The sequence below is a fragment of the Pirellulales bacterium genome, from assembly GCA_035656635.1.
GTDB lineage: Bacteria > Planctomycetota > Planctomycetia > Pirellulales > JADZDJ01 > DATJYL01.
The window spans coordinates 1-14,151 of the sequence record DASRSD010000063.1 but is presented as its reverse complement, the minus strand read 5'-3'; the positions used below and the strand labels follow the sequence as shown (position 1 = coordinate 14,151).

The window sequence follows — 14,151 nt, the reverse complement described above, 5'->3', positions numbered from 1 at the left end:
AAGTACAATCTCACCTGAAAATATCATCAAAGTAACGCGCAATCGAAATTGCTTAGCCCTTTAACCATTCCATTAAAAAACTTCTTCTCCGCGCCTCGGCGTCTCAGCGGTTTATAAAATGACAACACTTCAAGATTCTCATAACGGTCACGATTCGCAACCCACTTCCTTCGAAGTTCGCGTGCTCCGGCAAGATGGCCCCGGCCAAGGCAGTTATTGGCAGCGGTTTGAAGTGCCGTACGAAAAAGACATGAACGTCATCAGCGCGTTGCAGCGAATTGCCTCCCTGGCCACCACTGCCGATGGCGAGCATGTGGCCCCAGTCGCCTGGGATTGCAACTGCCTGGAAGAAGTCTGCGGCGCTTGCACCATGGTGATTAACGGTCGGGTGCGGCAAGCCTGTTCGGCCTTGGTCGATCGGCTGCTGGAAGATAATCCGGCGGAAATCGAGCTGCGGCCCGCCAGCAAGTTTCCTGTAGTTCGCGATTTGTTTGTCGATCGCTCCCGGATGTTTCAGGCGCTGAAACGCATCAAGGGTTGGATTCCGGTGGATGGTTACTTCGATCACGGGCCGGGCCCGAAAGTTTCGCCGGAAGTGCAACAGCAGGCCTACCCATTAAGCGAGTGCATGAGCTGCGGCTGCTGTTTGGAAGCCTGTCCGCAATATACGAAGATTGAACTGGTGGAGCATGACGGGGAAACCGATGCGCATTTCGCCGCGCGCAAACAGGCGGCCTACAACAAAGGCTTTATCGGTGCGGCGGCCATCAGCCAGGCCATGCTCTTTAACTTGCACCCCACGGGACAAATGAACGCTGACGAACGGCTCGATGCCCTGATGACCGAAGGCGGCCTGCAAATGTGCGGCAATGCCCAAAATTGCGTGGCGGTGTGCCCCAAGAGCATTCCGCTCACCCGCTCCATTGCCCGCGCCGGCCGGGCGACCACGGTGCACGCCCTCAAAAAGCTGTTTGATTTTTGAGAGGATCAGGCCGCGTTCGTTTTTTCAGAAACGCCAGCCGCTTGCAAGTTCACTGCTGGGCTTGCGCATCTTTCAGCAATTTAGTGGCGGCTTTGCGAACGTCTTCCGACGGATCGTTTCGGGCGGCTTTCTCAACAAGCTGTTTGGTTTCCGGATATGCTTCGCGCGCTGTCCACAAATTGGTAAGCAATTCCATTCGCACTTGAGCGTCGGAATCAGCCAGCGATTTTTCCTCGACGGCAATATTCGCTGGCGTTTTCTGGCGGTACTGCAGTGCCCGGACCGCTTCCAACCGCACGGCCGCCTCAGGTTCTTCCTGAAGCACTTTTGCCAGCAGCGGAACGACCTCGGGCGAATCGATCCAGCGCGTGGCCCAGGCGGCTGTGCCGCGCAAGTTCGGCTCGGGATTTTTTTGGAACTCTTTTAATGTCGGCAGTGATTCGCTGGAACCGGCATTGCCCAGGGCTAAAAGCAGCTCCCAGGCGCGTGCCGGAGGCGCGGTTTTTAATTCCTGGACGAGGCGATCGACAATTTTCACGGTAATCGCTGGCGAATCCCCGGCCACACTGCGCGCCACGGCTCCAAGCGCCAGCCGCGCCGCCGCTTTAACCATGTTATCGACATCGCCGAAGGCCAACAGCTCCAGCGTTTCTGCCGTTTGTGGCGTGGGCGTTTCGACCGATCCCAGTGCGGGAATCAACAGCCGCATGGCGTTCACGTCCGCCGAACGAGTGAGAATCGCGGCGCACAGCGCGGCCTGCGCCGGGGCGTTGCCGGCGGTTTCCAACGCATCGGTCAGGATTTGCATCCGCAGGCTCCCGGTTTTCGCGCCGGTCAGCAGTTTTCCCAAGCGATCGCATGCTTCCGGGTGCACAACCGCCAAAGCTTTCAATTTCAAAAACAACTGAGTGATCTGTTTCTCACTGGGGGTTTCCCGTTCGGCGGCTGCCAACTCCGCCAGCAAGCTTTCCAAGGTGGCGCTGCCCAACGCCTCGCGCTGAACCACCCGGTTCGATTCTTCCGGCGAAAGCGGAGCATACAATGAAATCGCATGGTCGGTTTTCAGCAGTTCGTTTGCGGAGGTGCGCAACCGCGTTAAGTCGCTGGCTGCTGCTTCGTTTTTCCGCTCCAAACGCAAATCTATTTTGAGAATTCCATGACCAACGTCCTTGTTTTGAAAGCTGATTGACTGGGCTTCGGTGGCCGCCAAAACTGCCAAATTGCCCTCGGCATCGAGCTCCGCCACATCTTCTCCTGTGGATTGAATTGTCGGAGTCAACTGCGTGGTGGTCGTTTTCTTGGCAGGCTTGGGCGGCAAATAGTGGAGCTTCGTTTTGTGAATGGTTCCATCCGGCTGCATCTCGTAATGAGCAACCAATTTGCCGTTGGGATCTTCCTCTTCGGCTTCCCACGTGTCGGCAGCAGCCGCTTCCGATTCCGGCTTCACCATTTGCATGGTGGCCAGCAACGAGCAGATCATGGGTTGGGCGACGGCATGTGCCGCCGAGTTGAACCACACCAATTGCACTGCGCCCTGGGCGTTTAGCGCGCAAAATAACGGCTGGGCCAAACCGCTTTGAATGCGCTGCGACTGAGCGGCATCTTCCACGCCGTAAGATTGAAACTCCACTTTAGGATTGTGAAATTCAATCGCCAGCAGCGTGTGTTTTGCATCCGCTTCCAAAACGGTGATCGCCAGTTCGCCTTGCACGGTGGTCTCAAACACATTGCCCAATTCCAATAGCGACGGCGTCGCCGCTTGCGGATTTGCATCGGAAAAAATTGCGCCGACATTGGAAACACCAGCGCTGGAAAAATTGAGCCTGTAAACCAACTGCTGGTCAGCAGTGAAGCGAATGACCGTTGTACTGGCCGGCCCGGCCTGCTTTGTTTCCCCTGCCAACCGATGTCCCACTGCCAGTCCGGCAATGACGGCTGCCATAACGATCAGCACCGTCGCCACGATCAATGTCCAAGCGCGGCGGGAACCCAACGACGGACTCGCAGACTCGGGGGCGTTCGCAGTCATAAATCACTTCATCAAGAAAAAACCGCTTGCGGCCGGATGAGGCCGCAAGCGGAAATAGGTTGCATAGGGGTGATTACACAGGTTTACCCTTCACGGTAAACCGCACTCATTTCGCCGCCGGAGAGTGTAACAATCCGCCGCTGGTCGCCAGGTATTGCTTGCCGTCGGCCGCCACCGGCGTGAACGTTTTGATGAACCCGGTGGTGTAGTTGTAGAACGGTTCATCGTAAGTGTGCGACCAAATGCCCAAATCGATGTTCAAGTACACATCCACGGTGCCCGCCAGGGCGTCCAAATCGTCGCGCGAAGTTAACCAGTATTGAAGAAAGGTTCCGGTAGTATCGGTTCCTTCGCTGCCGCCGCCGGCCAACGTTAACTTGTTATTCAGCAGGGTCAGGTTAACCTCCACTCCGACTGACCCGCCAATGTTGTCCCATTCACCGCCGATGCCCACTTGGGCATACACGCTGGATTGCACGTCCGGAATGATGTAGGCAATGGTATCCCCCGGCGTCTCGGCAATATAGTAAGGCATCGAAATGCTTCCCTTGGCGCCCACTACGGCGGTTATCGGGATGCCACAAATCGAGAAATTGTAGGACACTTTGAGCGAATCAGGCAACGATTTGGAATAAGTGTCTGACTTATCGAAGTTCACCGATTGGCTCGCGTTGTAAGCCACTTCATCGACGCCCAGGACCGTAACCTTCAAATTCGCAGTGAGGACGCCGCTCGTGGGAGCATTCAGCGAGGCCGTCGCCACCGCCAGGTCTTCAGCATTTCCAAAAATAGAACCCGTGGCCTTGGCCGAACCGGTCATACTGGCTCCCGTGCCGCTGGCCGACAAAGATAACGAGCAGTTCACCCCGACGCCAAAAATCGAGTTATCTCCCCAAGATCCGTTGTACGTTTTGGTGACCGTGTAGGGTTGGACGGTTCCTAGAACAGGACCGACTTCTCCCGGGGGAACTTTCCCGACTGCTCTTTGGCTTTGCTTCGTGCCGCTGCCGGTAGTGGCGCTGCCGGTAGTGCCGCTGGCGGTAGCGCCTTCGGCCCCCTTGGCTCCTTTTGCGCTTTTTTGCCCGGCGGTATTTGTGCCTCCCGCCTGTGTCCCCTTGGCGCCCTTGGCGGTCGTCGTCGGGGGCGCTTTATTTGCGGTCGCCGTTGCTTTCTGCGCGGCAACCGCGGTCTGGTACTCCTTCTGCAGCGACGCCACAGAAAGTGATTGCGCTTTGGCGTCCACGGCGGGCAACGCTTTAATGGCCGCCGCTTGTTTATCTAGCAGTGGCTTGTTGAATGCCAACTCCTGGACGATGGTCTTTTGCCCGCTCGGCGAACGCAACAGTGGAGCACCCGCTGCGGCGAACTGTTGATTTAACGAGTTCAACTTCGTCAGCAAAGTTTGGGCAACCACTTTTGTTCCGTTGGGCAAAGTAATGGTGTCCGTCGCAGCCGGCACCGCGCCGGTTTTGGATTTCAGATCCGCCAGCGTCAACGCGGCGGGGGCCGCCACGGGCGGGGCCAACTTAATCACGTAGTTCGCCGGTATCTTAGCCTTCAGCGGCGCGTTGAGGCTCGCCAAGCTGACAGTTCCCGACTGGGGGCCTGCCGCGGTAGGAGCTTTTGCGACCGGCGCTTTGGCATTGGGAGGTGCGGCAGCCTTTTTTTGTTGCTGCGCCACCACCACGGAAAACATGAATGCAACTAACGCAATTCCACCGACAAACAAACTCAACGGCTTTGGGTTCCCCGATTTCATAGTCCTGGTCCTTGTACAAGAAAAAGTGAAGGTTGGCTGCAAATTTGGTCGTTTCAAAATGGTTTAGATAAACTGCGGGAAAGAGGCTAAATAATCGCCCCTGCTGATGCAAGTTGTCAAGTATCCCCCCTTATTATGGGTTGCTCCTCTTTGGCGGTAGTCACTGTGGGTTGTTAATAAGAGCGAATCTTCTGGCGTGTTGTTACAAAGATTTTTTAATTGGGCGGGGGACTAGGAGCTCCGGCAGGAATACCGCTTGGCGTGCCGGTAGTACCGCCGCTTGTGTTTGCGGGTGTGCTGGAGCTTTTCGAGGCGTCGGCGGGGGTGCCGGTGGCTCCAGATGATGAACTCGCTCCTTTCGAGGCATCGGCCGGTGTTCCGGTTGCTCCTCCCGATGAACTGGCCCCTTTCGAGGCATCCGCCGGCGTGCCTGTAGCGCCGGCATCGGCCGGTGTTCCCGTTGCTCCGGAATCAGCCGGAGTTCCTGTAGCGCCGGTAGTTGGCGTCGTTCCTGTCCCTGTCGTTCCGGCAGCTGTGGCATCGGCCGGCGTACCGCTGTTTGTGCTGGTTGCGTCAGTCGTTGTTGCTGTTGTCGCGGTAGTTGCGGCGGTGGTGGCGGCGGTCGCGCTGGCATCGCGGTGAATAGTCGAATCGTAAGCCTTCTGGCCGTTTTGCGTCGTGAAGAAACCTTGTTGATCTTCGTAGTAGGGTCCCTTGGCGCCGTTCATGTTGACGAAGGTATTTTGATCGTAGTTGCACCACTGCCCGCCGCGGTTGTAGCACCAATGGCCGGAAGCGGTCCAAAACCACCATTCGTTTCCGACCTTTTGGTAGCGCCAGCCAAGGCCTTGGTCGCCGGCGTGTTTGCTTTCATCCAGGGGGCCAATTCCGTTTTTGTCGAAATTGCCGTCGCCTAATTTCAGTTTGTTGCCGCTCGTGTTTCCGGCATTCTTGTTTAGAACCGAATTCAAATTGTTTTTCGCCGGTCCCTTTTCGAGTTGATTTTTATTGGGATTGCCCGCGTTATTCTGCGATTGATTTCCCTGTGCTTGATTTCCCTGTGCTTGATTTCCTTGTGCTTGATTTCCTTGATTTTGTTGTCCCTGATTGAACAGGCCTTGGTTCCCCTGATTTTGATTTCCCTGATTCTGATTTCCCGTTGCGTTGTTGCCGCCGCCGCTCTTGCGACCTTCGCCAGCGCCAAACACAGCGCTTGCGCCCATGGCGAGTGCCGCCATGATTGTCATCGAACTGATTAAGGCTTTCATCACATTGACACTCCCTGGAATAAAAATTGGGGGGCGACTGTGGGCCACAAAGGCCTACACACGCTGCCGGGGTCGATACTCGAAAAACGCCGCATTTCCCGTCTCACAGTAAGCCGCACACTTACCATTTGCAAGCGCCCGCGAGGCAATACTTCTACAAACAGGTCGCAGCACAGCAAGCAAAACGAGTACCGCGCAAAAAAATACCGCCCGGCCAACGATCGTCGGCCGGGCGGCTTAGCGGACCACAATTTATCGGTTTGACTTTAATCAAGGCTTCTGCGTTGGCAGTCGCTATAAAATCGCCAAGTCTCTGTTCCGAAGGCCTGGTGTTTCTTGATCCGTTTCAAACCTCTAGTCTCCGGCGTGCTTGCCGGTGAAAGTTGGTCCGCTTGTCAATTTTAAAAGATCACTCATCCTCAACGTGGCGAATTACCCGGAACCGCTCCAACACTGGATCCTTGCCGAATGATGCCCGGATCGTACACCTTCTGATTTCCATTGAAATAATAGAAACCGTTTTGATCTTCGTAGTACGGGCCATTTGAACTAGCGCCGGCGACTGGCTGATTTTGATATTGGTTATAGTCAACGTACGAATCGTAAGCGTAGTTGTTCCACCGACCATCCCGATAATACATCCAGGAGCCGGTTGGCAGCCAATACCACCACTCATTGCCCCAGCGACGATAGCGCCAATTGTTGTCTCGGGCATTGGCGAAGCGGTTGGCATCCAACGCCCCCACGCCGCGGCGATCGAAATTCTGGTCGCCTAAATGGGAATTGCGGGCCACGTAAGCTTCCCGACCAATGTTCGGGCCGCGTACAGATTGATCGACGTTCGCATTCACACGGCCATCGACATTTACGTTCGCATTGCCGCCGTTGGCATTGACGTGGGCCGGGCCGGCATCGACATGCGCGGCATTGCCGTCGACATGTGCCGTGCCGGTGTTCACATGGGCAGGCCCGGCATCCACATGGGCAGCCGGCGCGTTCACATGCACGCCATCCCCGCCGCCCCCGCCTCCGCCACCGCGTTCGCCTCGTTCATCGGCGCGCAGCGCCGTTGCAAACATAAACATACTTAGCACCACAGCGAATGATCCTAAAGCCTTACTCATGATCGCGCTCCTCTGTTTCGTCTTCTTCTCGGTTGTTTGTGTTATACGCTGATCCGCCAACCTAACCACGGCAACCGGCATGCCATACGCGCAAGAGACTGTCGAAAGGTGCTAAAGAAATGGGGGTGCGATCGGCCCTAACCGACAGCACTACCGAGGCTTGGGGAAATTCACGTGGAAAGCGCGAATGTCCTGGCCGAGCCTAAACTTGAATGCCCGCGCCGCTGGTTGGTCGCAAAAGAACCAGGGCCTAAAGGCACGGCTTAAGACTGTCTGTGCCGCAATTCAGGAGTTACGTGCGCGGCAAGCGTTTACGAGCCGGAAGGGACCGGATAAGGAGGCGGAGCTCCCGGTTGCGAAGAAGTGTTCGGCATGGGCGGCGGCGGCAAATAGTGCGGCGCAGAGTTCGTAGCCGCCGGGGTAGCCGTACTCGGATATGCGTACGTATTGGAGTTCGGAGCATAGCCTCCCGCATTCGGCGCATAATTGGCCGGGCTTGGGGCATAGGTGGCCGAACTGGGAGCGTAGCCTGGTTGCTGCGGGGGAACTGTCTGCACATACGAAGCTGGGCCTTGCACGTATGTGGGAGGCGCTTGAACGTAGGTTGGGCCCGGCACCACGTATACTGGCGGCGGCGCATAATACGGATAGTAATATGGGTATCCGTAATAAGGATATGGGCGATACGCCGGCACGCCGATGCCAACGCCAATTCCGACGCGCACTCCGCCGGCTTGAACGTTGGTGACCAAAAGCGCGCCCACAGCCAAGATCGCAACTAACCGACCGGTCCATTTTGTGTTCATCGAAAAAGCCTCCATACTCAATTTCGGCAGATTGGCCAGGTGATAATCACCATCGCCGGGGTGCGCAATTTCGCGGCGTGTTTTTAGCCATTTTTCCTTGCGGCGGCGAGAGAGATTTCTGCCCCTGCCGCCAGCGCTAGCACGCCGAACGCCGTTCCAGCCCTACTTTTCCATCCACCGCGACCCGGCGAGCAACAATTTTCAAACAAAACCGTGCTGGAAGTGCTGGCAGAGGTCAAATTAGGCGTGTAAATTATCTAAGTGGTTTGTAAAAATATATAGCCTTTCGTGGCAACTGCATTCCGCCCCGCAACGTCCAGGAGCAAGGTTGTGAAGAATCGGCCCCGCGTGGCGCTGTTAATCGAAACTTCCAATTCATACGCGCGCGGATTGCTGCGCGGCATTCATGCATTCATTCGCGAGCATGAATCCTGGTCAACTTACCTGCCAGAATTGGCCCGCGGCGAAGCCCCACCGGCCTGGCTGAACCAAAATTGGCAAGGCGACGGCATCATTGCCCGTATCGAAAACCGGCGCATTGCGCAGGTTGTCAAGCAATCTGGCTTGCCGGTAATCAATGTCAGCTCCTCGCAGTTGGTGAGCGAAATTCCCAGCGTGGTCACCAAGGGCGAAGCGGTGGCCCGGCTGGCGGTGGAACATTTGAGCGGCCGCGGCCTGGAGCATTTTGGCTTTTGCGGCGACAACCGCTTCCGCTGGTCGTTGTTGCGCGGCAAGCAATTCGAGCAGATCGTGAAGGAAAGGGGATTTTCCTGTGACCTGTACGGCACGCAAAAATTGGCCCGCTCTCAGCCGAGCTGGGACAAAGAAGAAAAACAATTGGCCGCCTGGCTAAAAAAACTCCCCAAGCCGGCCGGCGTGATGGCCTGCCACGATTTGCGCGGCCTGCAAGTGCTGCAAGTTTGCCGACGAGTAGAAATTGCCGTGCCCGACGAAATTGCCGTGCTGGGCGTGGATAACGATGAAATTTTGTGCAGCCTTTCCACTCCGCCCATGTCCAGCGTGGCGCAAGATACTTACCGCATTGGTTACGAAGCCGCCCGCTTGCTCGAGCAGTGGATGGCCGGCAAGCGGCCGCAGCAGGGAATGGAAATCGATCCCTTGGGCATTGTCACGCGGCAATCGTCCGACGGGTTTGCCGTGAACGATCCCTTGGTTTCGCGGGCCATGCAGTTCATTCGCGACCATGCCTGCGACGGCATCAACGTGGACCAAATTTTGGAAGTGGTGCCGCTGTCGCGCCGCATGCTGGAGCACCGGTTCAAAAAGCTGCTGGGCCGCACGCCGCACGACGAAATTTTGAAGCTGCAATTCGAGCGCGCCAAGCAATTGCTGACCGAAACTTCGCTGCCGCTTTCCACCATTGCCGAGCGCGTGGGCTTCCGCCACGCTGAATATTTGAGCGTAGCCTTCAAACGCCGCTTCGGCAGCCCGCCCGGCGAATACCGCAACGATCACCGGCGCTGACCGCAACAAAAAACCCCGGCCTGGAGGCCGGGGCTAGGTGTGAATCGTAATTTTGTGTGAATCGTAATTTTGCGTGAATCGTCTTTCAACCAAGCGATTGTGCGGTTACTTCGCGCCCACCAACTGCTTTTTCTTTTCTTCGATAATTTCCTGCTGAATGCTGTTGGGCACGCGGCGGTATTTGGAAAATTCCATCGTGAATGTCCCCTGCCCTTGCGTCAGGCTGCGTAAATCGGTGGAGTAACCAAAGGTTTCGGCCAGCGGCACTTCGCCTTCAATCACCGCCGTGTTGCCGTGGACTTCTGAGGAAAGAATCATGCCGCGCCGGCTGGTCAGATTGCCCGCCACCGGGCCTTGGAACGTGGTGGGGACTTCAATTTCCACCTTCATGACCGGCTCCAACAGCACCGGCTTGGTTTGCATGAACGTTTCGCGGAAGCAGTTTTGGGCGCAAATTTGGAAGGCCATGTCGGAGCTGTCGACTTCGTGATAGGAGCCGTCTTCCAAAGTCGCTTTCACGCCGACAATGGGGAAGCCGGCGATGGGGCCCTTTTGCAACGAGGCGCGAAAGCCTTTTTCCACCGAGGGAATGTATTCCTTGGGAATGCGGCCTTGAATCACATCGTTTTCAAATTCGAAGGTTTCGGGAGCATCTTCGGGCAGCGGCTCCAATTTGCCCACAATGTGGGCGTACTGGCCGGAACCCCCGGTTTGTTTTTTATGCTTGAAATTGAAAGGCGCCAACTGCATGGGCGCTTCGCGGTAACTGACCTTGGGCGCGCCCACTTCCACCTGCACCTTGTATTCGCGGCGAATGCGCTCCACGTAAATATCCAGGTGCAATTCACCCATGCCGGCAATGAGGTTGTCTCCGGTTTCTTCATCGGTGGTTACGCGGAAGGTAGGATCTTCGCGGCTGAAACGTTGCAGAGCCTTGGCCAACTTATCACTAGCTTCGCGATTCGGAACACTAATGGCCATTTTGATGACCGGCTCGGCAATGAACATGCTTTCCAGCGTGCAGAATTTGTGTTCGGGAGCGTAGGTGTCGCCGCTGGCGGCATCAATGCCAATGATGGCCACAATGTCGCCGGCGCTGGCGCTGTCCATTTCTTCCCGCTTATCGGCGTGCATGCGCACAATGCGGCTGAACCGTTGCCGTTGGCTGGTGCGCTGGTTGACCATTTGGTCTCCCTTTTTCACCGTGCCTTGATAAATCCGCATGAACGTCAGTTGGCCGTACGGATCGTCCACCAACTTAAACGCCATGCCCACGAACGGCTTGGCCGGATCGGCCGCCAACTCAATTTTTTCTTCGGGATTGTCCCACTTCTTGGCCGTAATTTTGTGCGCCAGCGGCGAGGGCAAATACCGCACGATGGCGTCCAATAGCGGCTGCACGCCTTTGTTCTTGTACGCGGAGCCCATGAACACCGCCGTGGCATCCTGATTTTGCACGGCATCCTTCACCGTGGCATGAATCAAATCCTCGGGCACCTCTTGCTCGCCCAACAATAGCTCCATTAGTTGGTCGCTGTACATCGACAAGCTTTCCAACATGGCGTGGCGATGCTTTTTGGCGTCTTCCAAGAGCTCGGCCGGAATGGCTTCGCGGCGGACTTTTTCGCCGTTGGCGCCGTCGAAGTACACCGCCTGCATGCTGATTAAATCAATCACCCCAGCATAATCGTCCTCTTTGCCAATGGGCAATTGCATTAAAATGGCGTCGCACTCCAGCTTTTCCTTCACTTGCTGCACCACGCGCAAGGGGTTGGCCCCAATGCGGTCCATCTTGTTGATGAACGCCAACCGGGGCACATGATAGCGCTTCATTTGCCGGTCGACGGTCATCGATTGGCTTTGTACGCCACCCACGGCACACAGCACGAGAATGGCGCCATCTAATACGCGCAGGCTGCGTTCCACTTCCACGGTGAAATCGACGTGGCCGGGCGTATCGATGAGGTTGATTTGAATGTCGTTCCCTAGGTTGTTGTCCCAGTTCACCGTAGTGGCGGCGCTGGTAATGGTAATTCCCCGTTCGCGCTCCAGGTCCATGTAGTCCATGGTGGCGCCTTCGCCTGCGCCCCCCTTCACTTCCTGAATGCGGTGAATGCGGCCGGCGTAGAACAATATCCGCTCGCTCAGGGTGGTTTTGCCCGAGTCAATGTGCGCGGAAATTCCAATATTGCGAAGATGTTGCAAATCCATGACGAAAACCTCGTTCTTGGGCCCGGCCGCCTTGCCAGAGCTGGTAAACACTCAAAGCAGACAAACGGAGCGATCAACAACCATCCAGGGCAGCCAACGCCGAAACAATAGGCACTGGCGATTCACCCAGACATCAAACAGCGACAGCAAAACTGAGGCCGATTGACATGCTTCCACAAGCCGCCACCGAACTGCCAACAAGCGGCCATGCGTGTGGGGTGGGAACCGACGTATCCATCTATGTTATTCCAATGACCTGCCCGAGAAAAGGCCGATTTCGGCCACTTGGGGTGCGTTTTTCATGTGTTTTTCGCTAGAATCTGTCCGAAAGCAAGGTGTCTTTTGGCTAGTGCTGGTAACTTGCCCAAACACCAGATCACGTTACCAGACACAAGACCACCAGACCCCACCACACCCTAATTCCACGAAAGGCGGATTTATCCATGGACTCCTCAACGACCAACTGGTGCCACGACGTTGGCAAATTACTGTTGCGCTTAACCATTGGCGGGCTGCTCCTACTGCACGGGCTCGACAAGATTATGCACCCGCAAGATTTTGACAAAATTCTCGGCGCCGTTCGGTTCCATAACCTTCCCGATTTTTTGGCCTACGGCGTTTACGTGGGGGAAGCAGTGGCCCCGATTCTGGTAATTGTCGGCCTGTTCACACGCATCGCCTCGGCTGTCATTGCCATCAACATGGCGGTGGCGGTATGGCTGGCGCACCAAAACATGTTGTGGACATTGAACGACGGAGGCGGGTGGGCGATTGAGTTGCAAGCGCTCTACTTCCTCGGCGCACTGTCGATTATGTTTTTGGGCGCCGGCAGCTTCAGCTTCGACGCCCTGTGGCGCAACCGCAGCCAAGCCACCGAATCCCCACCGCCGCAAAAGTAATTGGTCGCCAATAAATTTGGTCGTCATAAAGCCGGGTATGGTATACCCGGTGCGCCGCCATGCGTTCACAAATCCGCGCCGGTTCATAAAGCCGGGCATGGTATGCCCGGTGCATCGGCGCTTGCTGCCGTCCGCCGTGGTCCGCCACCGGCGATACCATCGCCGGCTTTATGAGCACACCCGCGTCTTGCGGCAAACATTCCTGATCACCCGCTCAACGCCTCACCCGCTCGTCCCGCGCCGCCGGGCCATCGTCATTAGCACAATGCCAATGACCAGCGCCACCAGCCCGGCAATCGGATTGATAAAAATCGTGTGCGGCCTGGACACATCCCATGCGAAGTAGCCCAACGGTCCGCTCACCTGATCGGTCGTGAAGTACGTGAAGCTATGCACGGCCAACATCAGCACGCCCAGCACAATCAGAATTAACCCGCCGGTAGAATACGGTCTCATGATCCGGTCTCCTGAACTGAGGTAATCGAAAACCTCATCCTGAGATTAAAATCCTAACGAGCAGCCACTTCCTACTTAGTTTTTCTTTCAGGCCGCTGCTTCGCGCGCATGCATTCCATTGCCTGAATCTCAAATTCCTCGCGCCCCAAAGATGCAACTTTTGTGCCCGAGCAGGTGGCATTTTGCTTGCGGTCCTATCCATTCATAAAGCCGGGCATGGCATGCCCGGCACCGCTTCATTTGGGTAGGCGGGTGGGCAAGTGGGCAAATTGAACCGCCTGGGAGGATCGGCAGATGGCCAAGTTGATCGAAGGTTGAAATATTTGTTGGTAGCTGTTGACAGCTGCTTGGCAACCATTAGAATCTTAAATCCCGGCAGTTGGACGGCTCATTTTGGTGCGTCGGCCAGCTTCGGGTTTTTTATTCCCCTTATTGGTCGGGCTTTTGCCGACTGCGTTCGTGGATCGAGTTTGTTTTCGGACGTCGGAAACAGAGCCTGATCTGCGTTTGGGGCCGAATGCGGTTTCTGCGTATTCGGAAACAGATCTTTGACAATTCAGTAGTTGACTTCTTTGTAGCCAGCACAAGCGATTGTGTCGGTCGCAGCTTCGCAAGAGGTTGCGATCGGGCGATTGAAGGTTGGGCGAGCTTTTCCTTGCGGATTTTTTCCGGAAGGGCGTTCGCTAGGCCCCAATTGCCAAAACTCTATTCAGACCGTTTGGTTATTTGGCTAATAACCCGGGCGTTTCGGCTTCGGCCGCGGCGTCCGGCAAAGCAAATAAATTGAAGGGTTTGATTCTGGCTCAGAATGAACGTTGGCGGCGTGGATTAGGCATGCAAGTCGAACGCGTGTAGCAATACACGAGTGGCGAAAGGGACAGTAATGTGTAGATACGTACCCTCCGGTCTGGGATAGTCCATCGAAAGGTGGGGTAATACCAGATAATGTCTCCGGACCAAAGGTGTGATTCCACCGGTGGAGCGATCTGCATCCTATTAGCTTGTTGGCGGGGTAATGGCCCACCAAGGCAATGATGGGTAGCGGGTGTGAGAGCACGACCCGCGTCACTGGGACTGAGATACTGCCCAGACACCTACGGGTGGCTGCAGTCGAGGATCTTCGGCAATGGAC

Annotated in this window: 10 protein-coding genes and 1 rRNA gene; 4 read left to right on the top strand and 7 right to left on the bottom strand. The window is 56.1% G+C overall.

Annotation, left to right across the window (positions count from 1 at the left end; genetic code table 11):
• Nucleotides 1–118: 118 nt before the first annotated feature.
• Nucleotides 119–982 carry a succinate dehydrogenase iron-sulfur subunit gene (gene sdhB, locus VFE46_05455; GenBank protein HZZ27436.1) on the top strand — a complete coding sequence of 288 codons (864 nt, stop codon included), beginning with the start codon at nt 119–121 and terminating at the stop codon, nt 980–982.
• Between the two features lie 49 nt (nt 983–1,031).
• Here sdhB and VFE46_05450 read toward each other — a convergent pair whose 3' ends face one another.
• From VFE46_05450 to VFE46_05430, 5 genes are all read right to left on the bottom strand, one after another.
• Nucleotides 1,032–3,011: a HEAT repeat domain-containing protein gene (locus VFE46_05450; GenBank protein HZZ27435.1), complete on the bottom strand. Its 1,980-nt coding sequence runs from the start codon at nt 3,009–3,011 to the stop codon at nt 1,032–1,034.
• Between the two features lie 106 nt (nt 3,012–3,117).
• Complete coding sequence (locus VFE46_05445) at nt 3,118–4,770, bottom strand: hypothetical protein (GenBank protein ID HZZ27434.1); 1,653 nt, start codon at nt 4,768–4,770, stop codon at nt 3,118–3,120.
• A 215-nt stretch (nt 4,771–4,985) separates the two neighbouring features.
• On the bottom strand, nt 4,986–6,041 hold the full coding sequence (locus VFE46_05440) for a hypothetical protein (protein ID HZZ27433.1): 1,056 nt from the start codon (nt 6,039–6,041) through the stop codon (nt 4,986–4,988).
• A gap of 416 nt (nt 6,042–6,457) precedes the next feature.
• Complete coding sequence (locus VFE46_05435) at nt 6,458–7,162, bottom strand: hypothetical protein (GenBank protein HZZ27432.1); 705 nt, start codon at nt 7,160–7,162, stop codon at nt 6,458–6,460.
• A gap of 311 nt (nt 7,163–7,473) precedes the next feature.
• Nucleotides 7,474–7,968, bottom strand: coding sequence for a hypothetical protein (locus VFE46_05430; protein HZZ27431.1), 495 nt, complete (start codon nt 7,966–7,968; stop codon nt 7,474–7,476).
• 330 nt (nt 7,969–8,298) lie between these two features.
• Between VFE46_05430 and VFE46_05425 the strand changes: the two genes are divergently transcribed.
• Nucleotides 8,299–9,453: a DNA-binding transcriptional regulator gene (locus VFE46_05425; protein HZZ27430.1), complete on the top strand. Its 1,155-nt coding sequence runs from the start codon at nt 8,299–8,301 to the stop codon at nt 9,451–9,453.
• Nucleotides 9,454–9,558: 105 nt separating this feature from the next.
• Here the strand turns inward: VFE46_05425 and fusA are convergent, their stop codons facing one another.
• Complete coding sequence (gene fusA / locus VFE46_05420; GenBank protein ID HZZ27429.1) at nt 9,559–11,664, bottom strand: elongation factor G; 2,106 nt, start codon at nt 11,662–11,664, stop codon at nt 9,559–9,561.
• A 443-nt stretch (nt 11,665–12,107) separates the two neighbouring features.
• Between fusA and VFE46_05415 the strand changes: the two genes are divergently transcribed.
• Complete coding sequence (locus VFE46_05415; GenBank protein ID HZZ27428.1) at nt 12,108–12,563, top strand: DoxX family protein; 456 nt, start codon at nt 12,108–12,110, stop codon at nt 12,561–12,563.
• A 222-nt stretch (nt 12,564–12,785) separates the two neighbouring features.
• Here the strand turns inward: VFE46_05415 and VFE46_05410 are convergent, their stop codons facing one another.
• A complete protein-coding gene (locus tag VFE46_05410; GenBank protein ID HZZ27427.1) occupies nt 12,786–13,019 on the bottom strand; it encodes a hypothetical protein in 234 nt (77 codons plus the stop codon).
• A gap of 780 nt (nt 13,020–13,799) precedes the next feature.
• On the opposite strand from VFE46_05410, the gene VFE46_05405 reads away from it, so the two are divergent.
• Nucleotides 13,800–14,151, top strand: a 16S ribosomal RNA gene (locus VFE46_05405); the annotation flags it as partial.

What these genes read in the sequence shown, in the direction of transcription:
- sdhB (HZZ27436.1), top strand. Translation starts at nt 119, where the DNA reads ATGACAACACTTCAAGATTCTCATAACGGTCACGATTCGCAACCCACT.
- VFE46_05450 (HZZ27435.1), bottom strand. Translation starts at nt 3,011, where the DNA reads ATGACTGCGAACGCCCCCGAGTCTGCGAGTCCGTCGTTGGGTTCCCGC.
- VFE46_05445 (HZZ27434.1), bottom strand. Translation starts at nt 4,770, where the DNA reads ATGAAATCGGGGAACCCAAAGCCGTTGAGTTTGTTTGTCGGTGGAATT.
- VFE46_05435 (HZZ27432.1), bottom strand. Translation starts at nt 7,162, where the DNA reads ATGAGTAAGGCTTTAGGATCATTCGCTGTGGTGCTAAGTATGTTTATG.
- VFE46_05430 (HZZ27431.1), bottom strand. Translation starts at nt 7,968, where the DNA reads ATGAACACAAAATGGACCGGTCGGTTAGTTGCGATCTTGGCTGTGGGC.
- fusA (HZZ27429.1), bottom strand. Translation starts at nt 11,664, where the DNA reads ATGGATTTGCAACATCTTCGCAATATTGGAATTTCCGCGCACATTGAC.
- VFE46_05415 (HZZ27428.1), top strand. Translation starts at nt 12,108, where the DNA reads ATGGACTCCTCAACGACCAACTGGTGCCACGACGTTGGCAAATTACTG.
- VFE46_05410 (HZZ27427.1), bottom strand. Translation starts at nt 13,019, where the DNA reads ATGAGACCGTATTCTACCGGCGGGTTAATTCTGATTGTGCTGGGCGTG.